At 38.1% G+C, this 17,984-nt stretch carries 11 protein-coding genes; 5 read left to right on the forward strand and 6 right to left on the reverse strand.

Features of this window, described 5'->3' with window-relative positions; genetic code table 11:
* Positions 1–37 precede the first annotated feature (37 nt).
* Together BXY82_RS02875 and BXY82_RS02880 are read left to right on the forward strand one after the other, a co-directional pair.
* Entirely contained in the window at positions 38–919 is an 882-nt protein-coding gene (locus BXY82_RS02875; protein WP_133756668.1) for a hypothetical protein, read from the forward strand.
* 66 nt (positions 920–985) lie between these two features.
* Entirely contained in the window at positions 986–2,527 is a 1,542-nt protein-coding gene (locus BXY82_RS02880) for a glycine--tRNA ligase (protein WP_133756669.1), read from the forward strand.
* 88 nt (positions 2,528–2,615) lie between these two features.
* On the opposite strand, the gene BXY82_RS02885 is transcribed toward BXY82_RS02880, so the two are convergent.
* The 6 genes from BXY82_RS02885 to BXY82_RS02910 all read right to left on the reverse strand — a co-directional run bounded on the left by BXY82_RS02885 (position 2,616) and on the right by BXY82_RS02910 (position 14,667).
* Complete coding sequence (locus BXY82_RS02885; protein ID WP_133756670.1) at positions 2,616–3,173, reverse strand: DUF3575 domain-containing protein; 558 nt, start codon at positions 3,171–3,173, stop codon at positions 2,616–2,618.
* A gap of 122 nt (positions 3,174–3,295) precedes the next feature.
* Positions 3,296–5,278, reverse strand: coding sequence for a heavy metal translocating P-type ATPase (locus tag BXY82_RS02890; RefSeq protein ID WP_133756671.1), 1,983 nt, complete (start codon positions 5,276–5,278; stop codon positions 3,296–3,298).
* A gap of 9 nt (positions 5,279–5,287) precedes the next feature.
* Positions 5,288–6,433 carry an efflux RND transporter periplasmic adaptor subunit gene (locus BXY82_RS02895; protein WP_133756672.1) on the reverse strand — a complete coding sequence of 382 codons (1,146 nt, stop codon included), beginning with the start codon at positions 6,431–6,433 and terminating at the stop codon, positions 5,288–5,290.
* The gene (locus BXY82_RS02900) at positions 6,433–10,743 is read right to left on the reverse strand and encodes a CusA/CzcA family heavy metal efflux RND transporter (RefSeq protein ID WP_133756673.1); all 4,311 of its coding nucleotides are present in this window, start codon (positions 10,741–10,743) and stop codon (positions 6,433–6,435) included. Before BXY82_RS02900 ends, BXY82_RS02895 begins: the two co-directional genes overlap by 1 nt.
* 68 nt (positions 10,744–10,811) lie before the next feature.
* Positions 10,812–11,201 (reverse strand): hypothetical protein, encoded by a 390-nt coding sequence (locus BXY82_RS02905; RefSeq protein ID WP_133756674.1) that lies wholly within the window; start codon positions 11,199–11,201, stop codon positions 10,812–10,814.
* A 55-nt stretch (positions 11,202–11,256) separates the two neighbouring features.
* On the reverse strand, positions 11,257–14,667 hold the full coding sequence (locus BXY82_RS02910; RefSeq protein ID WP_133756675.1) for a hypothetical protein: 3,411 nt from the start codon (positions 14,665–14,667) through the stop codon (positions 11,257–11,259).
* Positions 14,668–14,807: 140 nt separating this feature from the next.
* On the opposite strand from BXY82_RS02910, the gene BXY82_RS02915 reads away from it, so the two are divergent.
* From BXY82_RS02915 to BXY82_RS02925, 3 genes are all read left to right on the forward strand, one after another.
* A complete protein-coding gene (locus BXY82_RS02915) occupies positions 14,808–15,593 on the forward strand; it encodes an exodeoxyribonuclease III (RefSeq protein ID WP_133756676.1) in 786 nt (261 codons plus the stop codon).
* A 105-nt stretch (positions 15,594–15,698) separates the two neighbouring features.
* Positions 15,699–16,655: an OmpA family protein gene (locus BXY82_RS02920; protein WP_133756677.1), complete on the forward strand. Its 957-nt coding sequence runs from the start codon at positions 15,699–15,701 to the stop codon at positions 16,653–16,655.
* A 276-nt stretch (positions 16,656–16,931) separates the two neighbouring features.
* Positions 16,932–17,966: an aldo/keto reductase gene (locus tag BXY82_RS02925; protein WP_133756678.1), complete on the forward strand. Its 1,035-nt coding sequence runs from the start codon at positions 16,932–16,934 to the stop codon at positions 17,964–17,966.
* Positions 17,967–17,984 lie beyond the last annotated feature (18 nt).

Below are 17,984 nucleotides of genomic sequence, written 5' to 3' on the forward strand. Positions count from 1 at the left end.
ATAATATTTCAATCTCCTTTTCCCTTAATAATTAATAATGATAGTTATCCCTCGTTTTTTTAACTACAAACTCATTATTGGCTCATTGGTTGTGACTGTTGTTGCGTTAACAATAGTCGGTTTTACCACTTATGAATCTGAAAAAGCACAACAACAATTTCTAAAACAAGAGAAGAAACTGATTGAAAGTGAATTGTCTCAAATGCTCGTCAAATATGATGAAATCTCAGAAGACAGCGACGTTCTCTCTCAACAATTGCTTGTTGCGAAGAAAAATACGACTTCAGCATTAGCAAAATTAAGACTTCTAAAAAGTGATTTTTCAGTATTGACACGGTTCAAATCTGAACTTTCTGATATCAAAATGAGAAATGACTTTCTTTTTAAAACCATTGACTCATTAGCCTCTGAAAACAAAAGTCTCAAAAAGGATAAATTGATTGCTCTACATGCACTAGAAGAACAACAAAAGACCAATAACGCTCTAACAAAAATTAACGCCTCATTAAATAAGCAGATTGAATCCGGTGCTATTATCACCGCAAATTCATTTTATGCTAAAGCATATAAATCTGACTCTCATTCTAGTGAGACTACCAAAGCTGCTCAGAGCAATCGTATTGATGTCTGTTTTACACTAGCTGAAAATGCTTTGGCAAAACAAGGAAACAAGGAAATTTACATTCAAGTATTGAACCCGTTAAACAATGTCATTGCTGATAAAGGCGCGATTCAATTTGGAGAATCCTTATTGCTTTACAGTAATAAGCAACTCATTCATTACAACAACAAAGTTCTTGATGTCTGCACTAGCATAGTGGCTGAAAAAAATGATAAACCTTTTGCTAAAGGCACTTATTATGTATCGGTTTTTCTTAAAGATCGAAAACTAGGCGAAACCCAATTGGTTTTGAACTAACTTCTAAATAAAATTTATTTACAGATTCCGTTCCTTTAATTGGCACGGTTTTCTATTTTTGCAGTTATGACAAATCAGGACGATCAATTTAAGAAAGTTGTATCTCACGCTAAAGAATACGGATATGTGTTTCAAAGTAGTGAAATATACGATGGCCTAAGTGCAGTGTATGACTACGCACAAAATGGGGCTGAATTAAAGAAAAACATACGTGACTACTGGTGGAAAGCCGTGGTACAAATGCACGATAATATTGTGGGCATTGACTCTTCTATTTTTATGCATCCCACTACCTGGAAAGCGTCTGGGCACGTTGATGCCTTTAATGATCCTTTAATAGATAACAAGGATTCTAAAAAACGTTATCGGGCAGATGTACTTATAGAAGATTACTGCGCTAAAATTGAAGGCAAAATTGACAAGGAAGTTGATAAAGCCGCGAAACGTTTTGGGGATGCTTTCAATAAAGAAGAATTCATATCTACCAACCCTAGAGTTGTGGGATATTACGATAAAATAAAAACCATCCTATCCCGTATGGCAAAATCTTTAGAATCTGAAGATCTAGCTGACGTTAAAGCGCTTATTGAAGAATTAGAGATTGCTGATCCGTTAACGGGGAGTAGAAATTGGACTGAGGTAAAGCAGTTCAACTTAATGTTTGGTACCAAATTGGGCGCTTCAGCTGAAAGTGCGATGGATTTATACCTTCGCCCTGAAACTGCACAAGGAATTTTTGTAAACTTCCTAAATGTTCAAAAAACAGGCCGTATGAAGATTCCGTTTGGAATTGCTCAAACAGGAAAAGCTTTTAGAAATGAGATTGTTGCAAGACAGTTTATTTTTAGGATGCGTGAGTTTGAACAAATGGAAATGCAATTTTTCATCAAACCAGGCACTCAAAAAGAATGGTTTGAACACTGGAAAGAAACTCGAATGAAATGGCATTTATCATTGGGAATGGGCGATGAAAATTACCGTTTCCACGATCATGAAAAATTGGCCCATTATGCTGATGCTGCTACAGATATCGAATTTAAATTCCCATTCGGGTTTAAGGAGTTGGAAGGCATCCATTCTAGAACCGATTTCGATCTTAAACAACACGAGGAGTTTTCAGGCAAAAAACTTCAGTATTTTGATCATGAAACTAATGAAAGCTATACACCATATGTGCTGGAAACTTCTATCGGATTAGACCGAATGTTTTTAGCAGTATTTTCGAATGCTTTGGTTGAAGAAGAGCTGGACAATAATACAACGCGCACCGTATTAAAATTACCTGCTGTTTTAGCACCGGTTAAAGCTGCAATTTTACCTTTGGTTAAGAAAGATGGGTTACCGGAAATTGCACGTCAGATTATGGATGATTTAAAGTGGGATTTCAATGTGGCCTATGATGAAAAGGATGCGGTTGGAAGACGATACAGACGTCAAGATGCCAATGGCACGCCATTTTGTATTACTGTAGATCATGATACCTTAGAAGATCAAACCGTCACCATCCGCCATAGAGATACTATGGAGCAAACACGCGTTAAAATTGAAGACTTACGGGATCTTATCAAAAAGGAAGTAGATATGAAATCGTGGTTAAAGAAAATATAATTCTACTCAATGTTGAATTAATAAAATATAAAAATCCAAATCTCAATAGCTTACTATCGGGATTTGGATTTTATATTTCTATAATAGATTAAAATCGGTATCCCAAATTGAAACCAAATTTCCCGACGATAGGCGAGTAATCATAATATTCTGAATTATTGGTATTGAAGAAGTTCCTCCCAATACCGCCATTGACTTCAAATACAAATCCACCAGAGGTCAACCATTTTCCACCAAGTCCAAATCCTAGAGCAAAATCAGTAACGTTTTCATCCCAATACTTACGACCACCGTCTGGAGTATGAATAGCGTACTCGCGGTCTATAGAGTTTAACATTCCAAATCCTTCCAGAAAAAAACCAGCGGCATATTTATTACCAAAGAAAATACGATAATAAGGCGAGATATAATAGTTAAGATCCATATCAAAATTTTTGGAATCAAAAGGGATAAAAGCTGAAATCCCTACAGAGGACTGCTCTGTTAAATTGCGTTCGTAACTCGGTTCAAAAGAACCAAATAAGAGAAATACCGCATTTAATTTTAGCTCATTTTTGCCTGAATGTGTTTTCTTGATACTATCATTTTGAGCCTGTGTGGCCACAACTGCAAATAGCATCAGCACAGCAAGGATACAACTTTTCATAAATTATTAATTTTGGTTAGAAGGGTCTGTCAATTTTAAGATGCAAAGTAATTGAAAAAGTTGCGTTAAAAAAGGCATTAATAATAAATAAACATACGGTAGATCAAAATAGTTTTCTGCCTTTATTTTTCTGAATACGCCAATAAACGTAATGCATTAATAACTACCACCAAAGTAGACCCTTCATGGAAAGCTACTGCAAGACCAATATTGGTCAAATCTAATATGGTAGCAGGCACCAACAACGCTACAACACCCATGCTGATCCAAATATTTTGGGTTATGATGCGTTTTGAAGCCCTGCTCAACCCAATAACAAATGGCAACATTTCAATTTTGTCAGACATGAGGGCTACGTCGGCAGTTTCTAGCGCCACATCACTTCCTGCAGCGCCCATAGCAACACTCACAGTGCTATATGCCATTGCAGGTGCATCGTTAACGCCATCACCAACCATTGCAATCTTGCCATCGCGTTGCATTAATTTTTTAACAGCTTCCACCTTGTCTTCTGGTAATAAATTACCCCGAGCTTCAGTCAATCCAATACGTTTGGCAATTGCATTTCCCACATTTTGATGATCTCCAGTAAGCATTACCATGCGTTTTATACCGATGGATTTCAATTTTTTCAAGGTACTGACAGCCGTTGCTCGTGGAACATCCATTACGCTAATCAATCCCACAACTTCCTTATCATACGCCACTAACATGGCCGTATGACCTCCTAACAGCATCTCCTGCATCTCTAAAAGCAAATCAGGAGCGATGGTCATGCCTTCATCGGTCATTAATTTTTCGTTCCCTATAAATACAGGTTTTTCTTTAAATGTAGCACTGATTCCTTTTCCTTGAATGGCAGTAACATTTGATGCCATATTCTCATGTTCCATCACATAAAGCAACTGTAAATCTTTAGCAATGGCTCTTGCCAACGGATGATTACTCAAGCTTTCCACTTCATAAACAAGACGCGCCAAACCAGTTTCTGTGTATTTATAAGGCACTAAATTGGTGAGTTTCGGTTTACCTTCTGTAAGTGTTCCGGTTTTATCAAAAGCGATGGTGGTGATGGATCCTAAATCTTCCAACGCTTTCCCACCTTTGATCAACACCCCTTTTTGAGCTGCTCTCGCAATTCCGCTTAAAACAGCACTCGGTGTTGAAATTGCCAAGGCGCACGGACTTGCTGCCACTAATACCGTGATGGCACGATACAAACTATCGCCAAAAGGCTCATCGACCACTACGTAAGCAAAACATAGTATAATCACCACCAAAATAACGATAGGCACATACCATTTTTCAAATTTTTTGGTCATTCGCTGCGTAGGCGATTTTTGGGTCTCTACCTCGCTTACCATTTTAATCAAACGGGCAACAGTAGAGTCTTTACTCAGTTTAAGCACGAGCACCTCTATACTTCCGTCGCCATTAATAGTTCCAGTAAACACAACATTTGAAGCATCAATATCTTTGAATTGAGGAAGATTTTCCGTAGAGTCAATAGCGGTTTTGTCAATTGGCATACTTTCTCCAGTAATAGAGGCCTGATTAATAGCACTGCTCCCACTAATGATGACGCCATCTGCCGAAATTTTAGAATTTGGCTTGACTACAATTATATCATTGATTTCTAATTCTTCTACGGGAACCTCTTCTATTTTATCATCGCGTTTTACTAAGGCGGTCTTCGGACTTAAATCGCCTAGAGCTTCAATCGATTTTTTTGCCTTGTTCATGGCATAACTCTCCAATGCATGCCCTAAACTGAACAAAAATAAAAGTAACGCACCTTCGGCCCAACTCCCAATATAAGCTGCTCCAATGGCAGCCGCTATCATTAAAAAATCAATTTCGAAACCGCCTCTTTTAATTTTTTCGTAGGCTTCAATGGTAATGTAGTAACCACCAAATGCATAAGAGATGATAAAAGGTGTCAGATACATCCATATGGATTGGGTTTCAGATCCGAATGTTTTTATTAAAAACCCTATTAATAGAAAAACGCCACAAAGTAATGAGAAATATAATTCTGTTCGTTTACCGAAAATACCATCGTGATTATGAGCATGATCGTGAGTGCCATTGGATTGTTCTGCCATAATTATATTTTAATGCGAATGTCCACCGTCATCAGCGTTGTTGAGCAACATGTAGGTGCCATCCATAACAATTTTTTTATTTTTTAAAGATACTGAATTTAACACTTCAACCATATCTTCAGTTTCCATTCCTAAGTCTATTTTTAGTTGTTTTAACTCGTAACCCGCATCCGTTTCACGGTCTAACATTAATACGTAATAGTCATCTTCTTGCTGAATAACCGCAGTTTTAGGCAATGCCATTCCTAGAGATGAGCCAACAATAATTTGGGCTTCCACAAACATGCCTACAATAAATGCAGTGTGGTCATTTTCAATATGACCGTGAACCACGACGCGTCTATTTTCAGGATCAATAGTGGTCCCAACCAAATGCACTTCTGCTTTGTAAATGCTATCAGATGCTTCTGGAATTCTAAAGTCGATAGTCTGACCTTTCTTAATTTTAAGAATATCCTTCTCAAAAACTGATAATTCTAAATGAATATGCTCTGTATCAATAATTTCCATAATAATGTCTGACGGAGACACGTAAGTCCCGTTGCTGATGTTAACTTTAGTTACAAATCCATCAATGGGAGCGTATAGATTAATACTGGAGCTAATGGTACCTTTTTCTACTGATGCCGGATTAATGTTCATCATTTGCAACTTCTTTTTTAAGCCGTTGTAATGTGCCAAACTGCTTTTATAAGTGCTTTCCGCCTTTAAAAAGTTCTTTTGTGAGGTGATATTTTCATCATAAAGCGTCTTTTGGCGGGTAAATTCCGACTTCAAGAAATTGAGCTGTTCAGCTACCTCGGCATATTCCTGCTGAATTTCCACAATTTCTGTGTTTTCTAAAGTGAGCAGATATTGCCCTTTCTTAACCTCATCGCCCACCAATAGCGGATTTTTGGTCACATAACCGCCCATAAATGTGCTCACACTCGATTTATTTTGGGTGGGCACATCAATCATGCCGTTGACCTTAATAGTCGTATTAAATTCATGTTCGGCAATGTTGCCAAAAGTCATCTTTTCACCTTCAAATTGGGCTTTAGTGATGACCAGCGCATGGGGTGCCACTTTCGACTCTTCTGTTTTTTCTTCGTTTTTATCATTTCCACAAGCCATTACAAGCGTGAAAACAAATAAGATATATAGCTGTTTCATTAGTTTAAAATTAGATGATTGATTGCAATTATGGTTTGATTATAGGCATTAAGATTATCCAAATAGGTCATTTCAATATCTTTTGAAGTTTCCACACTTTGAATGTATTGGAAAAAATCAATCTCGCCCTCTTTAAAGGTGCGTTCTGCTGTTTTTATAATTTCTTCTGACAATTGCTTGCCTTGGGTTTCATAGTACACTACTGCTTCATGATACTGCTGCAATTGGGCGTATAATGCCTCTTTTTCAGCTTCCCATTTGGTTTGATAGTCCTGTTGCTGCTCTTCAACAATTTCTTGAGCAAGTTTTGACGCTTTTATTTTTGACGAATTACCCGAAAACAAGAAAGGAATCTTCAATCCTACTTGATAACTCTCAAAGTCATTATTAAAGCCGTCATTGGCACCTTGTTGATATTCGAGCGTTATATCAGGGAGTAAACTTTGTTTTTCCTGTTGCAGTTTGGCCTCATAAAATGTTTTGGATGCGTCATAATACAGCAAACCAACATTGTCATTGAGCGCTTGTGGGTTGAGTTCCAATTTCTGTAAAGCATGTTTATTGACAGTTATGTCTTCCACTTGAACAATTTTACGTAACTGTGCCTTATAAATGACTTCTTGTTGCTGCGCTTGCCTATATAAGGTTTCCAATTGTTTTTGTTTGGATTGGGCGGTGATCATTTCCAAATAATTAGTTTCTCCCAATTCAAATCGGCGCTTGGCAGCCTTGGCAAAATTTTGGTATAAACTGTCTAAAAACCGATAAGATTCTGATTTGTTTTTAGCGTAACTCAAATTATAATAGGCCGCATACACTTCCTTTTTCAAACTTTGAAGCTTAATAGCGTGTGCCGATTCTTGCAAGCCAACCTTAGACCTGTTGACCTTTCTATCTGCAAAATAGACGGTAGGAAACTTAAAATCTTGAGAAACCCCAAACACTTTTAAAGCTTCATTGGCACCGGCACCATTCTCATGTTTATAGAATATTTCGGTTTTATCGAAACTGAAAGCACTTCCAACCAAAACATCAGTTTCCTCAATTTGCAAGGAAGAGGCTTTTAGGCCGGCGTTATTTTCAATGGCGATGTTAATGGTTTCTTCAATTGTCATCGGTTGTTCTTGAGCATTCATATTGAAAGTCAACATCAGCGCCATAACGGTTATCAATCCTGACTTTTTCATTTTCAGATCTTTTTTCTTTTCCACCCAAGCGTACAGTACCGGCAATACAACTAGAGTTAGAATTGTTGCACTAATCAAGCCGCCAATCACCACCGTAGCTAACGGACGTTGCACTTCTGCCCCAGCATTGGTAGAAATAGCCATAGGCAAAAACCCTAGCGCCGCCGCTGAAGCGGTCAATAATACCGGCCTTAACCGTTCTTGCGTCCCTCTTTTGATACGTTCTTCAATGTTGGTCATGCCTTCACTTTTGAGTTCTTTAAAATGTTCTATCAATACAATCCCGTTAAGCACTGCAATTCCGAAAAGCGCAATAAACCCGACACCTGCTGAAATACTAAACGGTAAATCGCGAAGCCATAAAAATAATATTCCCCCTACTGCCGAAAGTGGAATTGCCGTATAAATCAATAAGGCATCTTTAACGGAATGGAAGGCAAAATACAATAGAATAAAAATTAATAACAAGGCAACCGGAACCGCTACCAATAACCTGGCCTTGGCACTTTGTAAATTCTCAAACTGCCCTCCATAGGTGACGCTATACCCCGCAGGGAGTTTGACATTTGTTTCAATAAGCGTCTGAACCTCATCAACAACGGACTGTAAATCTCTGTTTCTCACATTGACACCAACCACAATGCGACGCTTGGTATCATCTCTCGATATTTTGGCAGGACCAGTCGTATAACTAATATCGGCCAATTCACTCAACGGAATTTTACCGCCATTTGGCGTATCTACATACAGGTTCTGAAGACTTTCCAAATTTTTCCGTTTGGACTCCTCTAGCCGGACCACCAAATCAAATCGTTTTTCGCCTTCAAACACACTCCCCACAATGCCACCAGCAAATCCAGAAGAAATCAGTTGGTTCAAATCGGCAATATTCAGTCCGTAACGTGCAATTTTAGCCCGATTAAAGTTGACGCTCATTTGTGGCAAACCTTCTACTTTCTCTACTATAATATCTGAAGCACCTTCAACGTCCTGAATTAATATCTTTATTTCTTCAGCCTTATTGGCCAATACAGTTAAATCTTCACCAAAAATCTTAATCGCTACGTCGGCCCTCACTCCCGTAATCAACTCATTAAAACGCATTTCTATAGGTTGGGTAAACTCTACGTCCATTCCTGGAATGACGAGAAGGGCTTCCTTAAATTTATCCGCCAATTCATTTTTAGAACTCGCAGAAACCCATTCACTTTTTGGTTTTAATTTGATGATCACATCACTTTCTTCCATAGACATTGGGTCAGTAGGGACTTCAGCAGCGCCAATACGCGTAACCACCTGTTCTACTTCAGGAAAATTATCGAGTAAAATCTGCTCTATCTTAGTAGTGATTTCAATGGTTTTACTCAACGAGGTTCCCGTTTTTAAAACCGGTTGGATTACAAAATCACCTTCATCGAGCGTAGGTACAAACTCGCCTCCCATCCTACTAAAAATCCATCCACTTAATACCAACAACACCACTGACACTCCAATGACAATGCGTGTGTTTAACAATGCCCAATGGATTACTGGTCGGTATTTTTTGTTTAAATAGTGCATTAAGCGAGCCGAAATATTGGTTTCGCTTTGTTTAGTGGCCTTCAGAAATATAGATGATACTACAGGAACATAAGTAAGACAAAAAATCATGGCCCCTATTAATGCAAAACTAAAGGTCATAGCCATGGGCTTAAACATTTTGCCTTCCACCCCACTTAAAGACAGGATAGGGATAAACACGATGAGAATGATGAGTTGCCCAAAAATGGCAGAATTCATCATTTTAGAGGCACTTTTTAACGTAATCTCATCAATTTCCGTCTGTTGATCAATTTTGGTGAGCCTCTTTATTTTGGCACTTTGGGTGGTGATTTGAAAGGCAATGAATTCTACAATAATTACCGATCCATCAATAATAATCCCAAAATCGATAGCGCCAAGACTCATTAAATTGGCATCGACTCCAAAGACATTCATAAGAGAAATGGCGAATAGCAAACTTAACGGAATCACTGACGCGACTACTAAGCCAGATCGCCAATTTCCCAATAATAAGACCACTACAAAAATGACGATGAGAGAGCCTAAAATTAAGTTTTCCGCTACGGTAAATGTGGTTTTGTCAATAAGTTCTGTACGTTCTAAAAACGCATTGATATAGACACCTTCAGGCAAAGTTTCTTCAATAGACGCCACCCGATCCTTTACCGCTTCAATAATTTTTTTAGAGTCGCCATCCTTAATCATCATGATCTGCCCCAAAACTTTCTCCCCTTCACCATTTCCAGTAATAGCTCCAAAACGTGTGGCACTTCCAAAATCAACGCTAGCGACATCCTTTATCAAGGTGGGGACACCATCATTTTTAACCACAATATTTTCAATATCCTCTAAGGAACTGATCAAGCCTTCACCTCGAATAAAAAAAGCCTGATTGGTCTTTTCTATATACCCACCACCCGCAACACTGTTGTTTTTTTCGAGCGCCTCGTATAATTCGGAGATTGAAATGTTCATGGCAGTCAATTGCTGCGGGTTGATGGCCACTTCATATTGCTTTAAAAAGCCTCCCCACGTATTGACCTCTACGACCCCCGGAATTCCAGACAGTTGCCGTTTGACAATCCAATCTTGAATGGTGCGTAATTCTGTAATGTTATACCGGTCTTCATAGCCCGGTTTTACATCTAAGATATATTGGTAAATTTCGCCCAGTCCTGTAGTAATCGGCCCCATTTCTGGTGTTCCAAAGCCTTCAGGAATTTTCTCAGATGCGGTTTTTATCTTTTCGGCAATCAATTGTCGTGGCAAGTAAGTACCCATGTCATCTTCAAAAACGATGGTCACCACGGAAAGTCCGAATTTTGAGATGGATCGAATCTCTACAACACCAGGTAAGTTCGCCATTTCCAATTCTATCGGATAACTGATAAATTGTTCAACGTCTTGAGTGGATAAATTGCGCGAGGTGGTGATGACCTGCACTTGATTATTGGTAATATCCGGAACGGCACCAATGGAGATTTTTGTCAAGGAGTAAATTCCAAAACCCACTACAAACCCCATAAATAGTAGAATAATCAGCTTATTCCTTAAACTAAATTTAATAATGTTTTCTAACATAATGTATGCGTAAAGTGTTTTAAGCCATAGAGAAATGGCTTATTTATAATAACTTAAAATCATAGCAATTATGCCAGTTGTGGCGGTTGAAACACAGACGGTTTCTCAAATAAAGACGTGCTTTCCTTGTAAAAGAAGTTAAAAGGAATTTCAATAAACATCTCGTAAGGCTTTAAAATATCAAAGTGTAATAACGTGAAATTTGTATGGACTTGACAGCTATTATGACCGTCATGCTTAAAAGGAAGATCTTCGTGTTCTGTATGCTCATTCTCATGTTGTACTAACGATGCACCATAATGTTCAGCGATAAATTGCGCGAATGAATCGCCATACGTCTCTTGATGGTAAGTTGCATGTTCTATAAGTGCACTCAGCTTTGACGCATCTTCAAAGCTGATATTCAAACTTTGAAAACCGATCAAGGTGGCGTAAAATATGGCGAGTAACTTTGACATGATTTCGACAAAGCTACAAAAATTATATATGGATATCCATGATAACTGTCACGTTCTAAAAATAAGCTTTTAACTGAACAGTGCCCGTATGGATCGTTTTTGATGTTTCTGTTTTGCGTCCGAAATAATTTAAATTCAAGTCTAAAAATGCGGTCAATTTTTTCTGTGCCAACAATGACCAGGTAAAGTTTTTACCGGCTTGCAAACCTTCCAACATTTGATAAGATACAGGCGTATTTTCATTTCCAGAAAAAGCATTATCGTAAAAATTTACTTCGCCATTAAGCGCTATTTTTTGCGCGTTGTTATAGGTAAATGAAACACCAAAATTGTTTTGACGCAACATCTCCTTGTTTCCTATGGTGTTATCTTTGGAGGTGAATTGATAAAACACGTCAAACCGCGCATTATCATTATGCAAGTAGGACAACTTTGGTTTAACTCTAGTTTCCTCAATAGTATAATTCCTAGACACAAAATTCTCACTAAAACTTTGGTTTTCTTCCAAGCTGCCGTTTAAAATTAACAGCCAACTTTCAGCAAATTTATGATTAACATTGAGTTGATGACTTTTAAGCTTACTTTCTTGAAACCCTATAGATAAGAGCGTTCGTGCTGTATTCGCCAAATATGTGTACGATGTTGTAAAATGTTGTTTTCCTCGATTGAAAAACAAAACATTTCTGACACTTTTGTTCAAGGCCAATTGCCTGTCATCAGCATCAGCAAACGGGTTGAGATCGAAAGTGTTCTCCTCTCTGTTTATTTTTCGATCTACCAAATACGAAGTTTGATTATAAAAGTGAGACCAGAATTTCTTAGCCTTTTTTGCACTTCCTGCCCATTGTTGCGGGTTAACTGTTAGAGTTTGGCTCAATCTGTTTTGATGTGTTTTTATATAGATTCGATTTGGTAATAACACACGAATATATTCCCCTTGGTCTAAAAACTTAGCAATTTCGAATTCATTAAGCTCCTGCACCGCGTTACTATTGTAATCAATCCAAGTATAAGCCCCTTGGCCGGGCTCCACTTTAACATAGGTAAAATCTTGTTGCGGGAGACTGCCCGCATTGGTTTCAAACACAGTATTCCAAAGTACGATTTGATCAAATAATTGCTTGTTAAAAGTAATTCGAGAATTTAAGGATTGTTCGTCTTTTACAGTCTCATCAACGGACTTTAAAGTGCGATAATTGACATAAACGCCTAAATCAGTTGTGGTATTCTGGATAATTTTAGATTTGAGATAATAGGTATTGGAGCTACTTACTTTTTCAAGAACATTTTTTCTAACACTGTCATTAACACGATGTTTATAGCCCAATTCCACAAAAACATTGGAACTATCACCAATACCATAAAATACTTCTGCCGATTTAAAACGCTGACTCATTGCCATTAATTGGTCTGTACCACTGTCACGCTGCTCATTATCTTCGGCGGCTATCTTTGTACCCAGCCACTGCTGATGAAAATTGTAAACCGATCTATTGAATGTTCTTAAGAAAGTTGATTGGACATGGTTACTGTCGCTATTTAAAAAACTTGTATTTGTGAATAACTGCCACTTTCCTAATTTAAAACTTGCAAATACGCTATGTCTATTGCCATTAAAGTTCTCAGAATAGTTAAGATGTTCAAATTTATAGGATGCAAATCCATTGTTAGGATTGAAAAGCTCGAGACCTGCAGTAATTAAATTTTGATTACCAATAGGCCTATCCAAATTCCAGTTTCTAGTAAACTCAGTATCATAGAGCCGTTGAATTGTTTGGAAATTTTCCTGAATAAGGTCAGTATCAATACTTGCCGAAAGATCCCATAAGCTGTCCGATTTAATTAAGGACTGTTTAATACGTAATTTTCCAGCAAAGCCATCATTATTGGCATCATCTAATCCAGAAAAGAGGTTCATGTCATTTTTGCTTCCTGCGGCTTCAAAATAAATCTCAGTATGATCTGTAGGTTGATAGGTTCCATTTAAAACCGCTACTTGCAATTTAGTTGGGGCTATTAATTTTACAATAGGCGCATAATTACCTTGGGGCACACCTGATATTGGCGCAACGTACTCATAAATACTTGAAATAGCATTGCTGTTAATCAATACATAATTACCTTGATTTTGACCTACCAATCGGAATTTCACGCTATACAATTCGTCATCCGGATTGTTTGAAAATAGGTAAACTTCGGTCCCGTTTACAAAGGCCTTACGATATAATATCCGATTTTCGTTATACGCTTCAGACATCCCTGAAGGGGCCACCATTAAAGCAGAATCATCGCCTGCATTGGCCAATATTTGAACTTGCTCGGGCGACAAGTTTTGTTGTAGAGGTTGATTTTTTGAATCAATTTCAGAATAGACTGAAGCACCAATTTTAAATTTCTCAGTTTCATAATCGCCCCCTCCAAATACTGTAAATCGTGAAAAATTGCGTTCACTAAATTGGTAATCTACGGTGATTCGCATTTCCGAAGTTATGGGAAAGGTGGAATTGAAGATAATTTCTCCCGCATTATAATCAATAATATAATCTTGGGTTTCACCGCGCCTTATTGGGGTGCCGTTAACATAAACAGTTTCGCTTCCAGAAACCACCAACACGTACAACTCATTGTTTGGCCCCCTCAACTTATAAGGCCCCTGATTGCCTTCTTGTGCTGTAAATTTACTGGTCGTAAACTGCCCGCGCACCAAAGCCCCAGCAGCAAAAAGATTGGTTTTGGAAGCGTCATTATCTAAATTCACATCCACCAACAAGCCTTGAACACGCTTACTGAAACTCGCAAAATAGGAGTTGGTATTCACCAAGTCAATATCACCTGCCCTAATACGCCAATCATCACTAAACAGTTCAATAAATACTTGGTCAAACTCGTCCAATCGTTGGGAATATCCACTTTCTTGCAAAGGAATGTTAGCGTCCTGAATGGATGCCCGTAACGATACCTTATCACTCAACTTTCCAGAAATTTGAAGGTCCAATTCGCTATTTAACACAGAGTTTTGATTGTTGCCTAGGGTTACACCCCTTGAAATACTTCCAGAAGTGGTCAATCCATCAAATGGTGCATAATTTTTGGCTATTGAGGATTGCTGTAGTTTGTATAGACGCTGCATATTATCAGTGTTATTTACAATAATACTTTTATCAAGCTGAACATATTTTCGGGTAATGAAATTTGGATAGCGCAGATAATTAATAACTACGGAGTCAGAAGTCATTGGTTTTTTAAACGTTACAAATGCTTTTGAAAAATCGACGGTGTAATAGCTAGTGTCAATAACACGTCCCTCTTTCGTTTTTAAACTGAAAAAACTTGAATTAATACTAATGGAATCTATTTGGATGGTATTTGCAAAGGCCATGGTCTTTGATCGGTAATTACCCGGTGGCTCTTGTGAAAACACACAACAACTAATTAAAAAGAAGACTAGGACAACAGCAATTTTCATTGAATAAATTAACTTCTAAAGACAACAACAGTACAATCGTTAAAATGCCTATAAAATTACCGTATAAAAGTACAGTATTATTTACTTTAGCCCATATAATAAGGTTGAACTAAAAGATCCCCATATTCTGGGATATATTTATGAAAATTATCTCTTACAATGTTAATGGTATACGTGCAGCGTTAAACAAGGGCTTTATAGACTGGTTAAAGAGCGCCAATCCCGATGTTATATGTTTGCAAGAAATTAAAGCCATGAAAGAGCAGGTGGATGTGCAATTATTTGAAGATGCTGGCTATACATATCATTATTGGTTTAGCGCCCAAAAGAAAGGCTATAGTGGTGTTGCTATTTTGAGCAAAATTAAGCCAAATCATGTTGAATATGGTACAGGCATTCCCTCAATGGATTTTGAAGGACGCAATATTCGCGCTGATTTTCCAGCAAGTACTCCAGGCGAAAAAGGTGTGTCCGTAATGAGTTTGTACTTACCTTCAGGCACCAATGATGCGCGCTTACAGCATAAATTTGATTATATGGACATGTTTCAAGCGTATATAGATAAACTCAAGCTGAGCATTCCAAACCTTATAATTTTGGGCGATTATAATATATGTCATGAGGAAATTGATATCCACAATCCAAAAGGGCTGTCCAATGTTTCAGGGTTTCTTCCTCAAGAACGTGAGTGGATTGGGAACTTTTTAAACACCGGATTTATTGACTCTTTTAGACACTTTAATAAAGAACCGGACCATTATACCTGGTGGAGCTATAGAGCGAATTCTAGAGCCCGAAATAAGGGTTGGCGTTTGGATTATGCCTTAGTTAACACGCCATTGCAAGAAAGACTTAAACGAAGCGTTATCTTATCTGATGCGGTGCACAGTGACCATTGTCCGATATTGCTGGAGATTGAGAATTGAAGATTGCTAATGCTGTTTGCTAATTGTTGATTTGATCTTTGATTTACGATTTTTTATTTACGATATAATAAAACCACATATACCTATCACTAAACTTTTATAACCATGATTAAAAAACTGTCACTTATTGTTTTGACACTGATGTTGACAACTTCTTGTGTCTCTAAAAAAATCTATACCGATCTAGAAAGCAAATATGCCACGCTTAATAAAGAAAACCGTAAACTTTCAGAGGAAAATGGAGATCTTAAAAAAGATTTGCTGCTCTCGCAAAATAGATTATTACAACTTCAAAGAGATTATGACGATACCACCGCCAAACGCAACCAATTGCAAAGAGATTATGATGCTGCAAAGACCAATCTCGATAATTTACAAAAATCGTATACCGCTTTAGAGCAGAACAGCTCTTCTGCAATTGCTGAAAATTCTAAGAAGAACAGGGAATTATTGGCACAGTTGGAAGCTAAGGAACAAGCGCTTGCTGCCGAAAATGCCCGTTTACAAAAGTTGAAACAGGATATGGAAGCGCGTTCACAACGTATTGCAGAGCTTGAAAGTGTGATAGCTTCTAAAGATGCAGCCATGAACAAGCTTAAAAACGCTATTTCAAAAGCGTTGACCAACTTTGAAGGTAAAGGCTTAACTGTTGAGCAACGCGATGGAAAAGTATACGTATCTATGGAAAATAAATTGCTGTTCCAATCAGGAAGCTGGGCTGTGGGCGCCAATGGTAAACAAGCTGTTAATCAATTGGGAAGTGTATTGGCTGAAAATCCAGAAATTGCAATTTTGATTGAAGGTCATACAGATAATGACCCTTATACGGGTACCGGTGTTATGAATAGCAACTGGGATCTATCTACAAAACGCGCCACGGCAATTGTTCAGATTCTCAAGGAAAATCCAGCCATTAATCCAGAAAACCTTACGGCTGCAGGCCGTGGAGAATATGCACCTATTGCTAGTAATGACACGAGTGAAGGTAAGGCTAAAAATAGACGTATTGAGGTGATCCTGACTCCAAAATTGGATGAGATTTCAAAATTGTTAAACGATTAATAATGAAATGTCAGGTTGAGCGCATGCGAAGTCAGGTTGAGCGCAGTCGAAGTGCGATGTCAGGTTGAGCGCATGCGATGTCTGGTTGAGCGCAGTCAAAACCCAATTTGAGTTTTGTGAAAATTGGTTGTCAGGTTGAGCGCAGTCGAAACCCTCTCGAAAAAGAATCATTCTATTAAAATCATACCCTAACAACAACAAACCTTTCCGTTCCACAAGAGCTGAAAGGTTTTTTTTATCTTTGATCATCAAACACAGCAAACAGTAAGCATAGCTATGAAATATACCACACTACCACATACCGATATTAAAGTCAGTAAATTATGTTTAGGCACCATGACTTGGGGACGTCAAAACACCCAAGCTGAAGGCTTTGAACAAATGGATTATGCCATAGACCAGGGCATTAATTTTTTTGATACGGCAGAACTATATCCCGTTCCTTCAGAAGCAAAAACCTATGCCGACACAGAACGTATTATTGGCAATTGGTTTGAAAAAACTGGCCATAGAAATCAAGTCATATTGGCCTCCAAAATTGCAGGTCCTGGCGAATATACTGCGCATATTAGAACGACAGGCTTTAGTCCAGACGCCTTAAAAGATGCCATCAATAACAGTTTGAAGCGTTTAAAAACTGATTATATCGACCTTTACCAACTGCATTGGCCGGAGCGGAATACCAATACTTTGGGCATTCGCGATTACAAACATGAGGACGACCAATGGCAGGATAATTTTAACGAGATCCTGCACACTTTTGACGGCATTATAAAATCAGGAAAAGTAAGACATATCGGGATCTCAAATGAAAAGGCTTGGGGCACTATGCGATATCTAGAGGAATCGAAAAAACACGATTTGCCAAGAATGCTTACCGTACAAAATGCATACTCTTTACTCAATCGACTATTTGAAGGTGATATGGCAGAAATAGCCATGCGAGAAAATATCGGACTTCTGGCCTATTCTCCATTAGGATGTGGTGTTTTATCAGGAAAATACATTAAAGGGGAAGACACCAAAGATTCTAGGTTGAATCTTTTTACACGTTTTGCACGCTACAGCAGTGCATCATGTACAGAAGCGACCAAGCAGTATCTTGCTATTGCCGAAGCACATCAATTAAAACTATCTCAAATGGCACTGGCTTTTGTTACCCAGCAACCCTTTGTGACAAGTAATATCATTGGCGCCACTAACTTGGCGCAACTTAAAGAAAATATAGAAAGTATCCATTTGACGCTTAATCAAGAGGTTTTAAATGCTATTGAAGACGTGCATAAGGTCATTCCGAATCCTTCTGCATAGTAACCTACAAATAGAAAA

This window comes from Gelidibacter sediminis (assembly GCF_004364975.1).
In the GTDB taxonomy this organism is placed as follows: Bacteria; Bacteroidota; Bacteroidia; order Flavobacteriales; family Flavobacteriaceae; genus Gelidibacter; species Gelidibacter sediminis.

Excerpts from the sequence above, each read along its gene's own strand:
- BXY82_RS02920 (WP_133756677.1), top strand. The coding sequence starts at position 15,699 with ATGATTAAAAAACTGTCACTTATTGTTTTGACACTGATGTTGACAACT.
- BXY82_RS02895 (WP_133756672.1), bottom strand. The coding sequence starts at position 6,433 with ATGAAACAGCTATATATCTTATTTGTTTTCACGCTTGTAATGGCTTGT.
- BXY82_RS02875 (WP_133756668.1), top strand. The coding sequence starts at position 38 with ATGATAGTTATCCCTCGTTTTTTTAACTACAAACTCATTATTGGCTCA.
- BXY82_RS02900 (WP_133756673.1), bottom strand. The coding sequence starts at position 10,743 with ATGTTAGAAAACATTATTAAATTTAGTTTAAGGAATAAGCTGATTATT.
- BXY82_RS02915 (WP_133756676.1), top strand. The coding sequence starts at position 14,808 with ATGAAAATTATCTCTTACAATGTTAATGGTATACGTGCAGCGTTAAAC.
- BXY82_RS02925 (WP_133756678.1), top strand. The coding sequence starts at position 16,932 with ATGAAATATACCACACTACCACATACCGATATTAAAGTCAGTAAATTA.
- BXY82_RS02880 (WP_133756669.1), top strand. The coding sequence starts at position 986 with ATGACAAATCAGGACGATCAATTTAAGAAAGTTGTATCTCACGCTAAA.
- BXY82_RS02890 (WP_133756671.1), bottom strand. The coding sequence starts at position 5,278 with ATGGCAGAACAATCCAATGGCACTCACGATCATGCTCATAATCACGAT.
- BXY82_RS02910 (WP_133756675.1), bottom strand. The coding sequence starts at position 14,667 with ATGAAAATTGCTGTTGTCCTAGTCTTCTTTTTAATTAGTTGTTGTGTG.
- BXY82_RS02885 (WP_133756670.1), bottom strand. The coding sequence starts at position 3,173 with ATGAAAAGTTGTATCCTTGCTGTGCTGATGCTATTTGCAGTTGTGGCC.
- BXY82_RS02905 (WP_133756674.1), bottom strand. The coding sequence starts at position 11,201 with ATGTCAAAGTTACTCGCCATATTTTACGCCACCTTGATCGGTTTTCAA.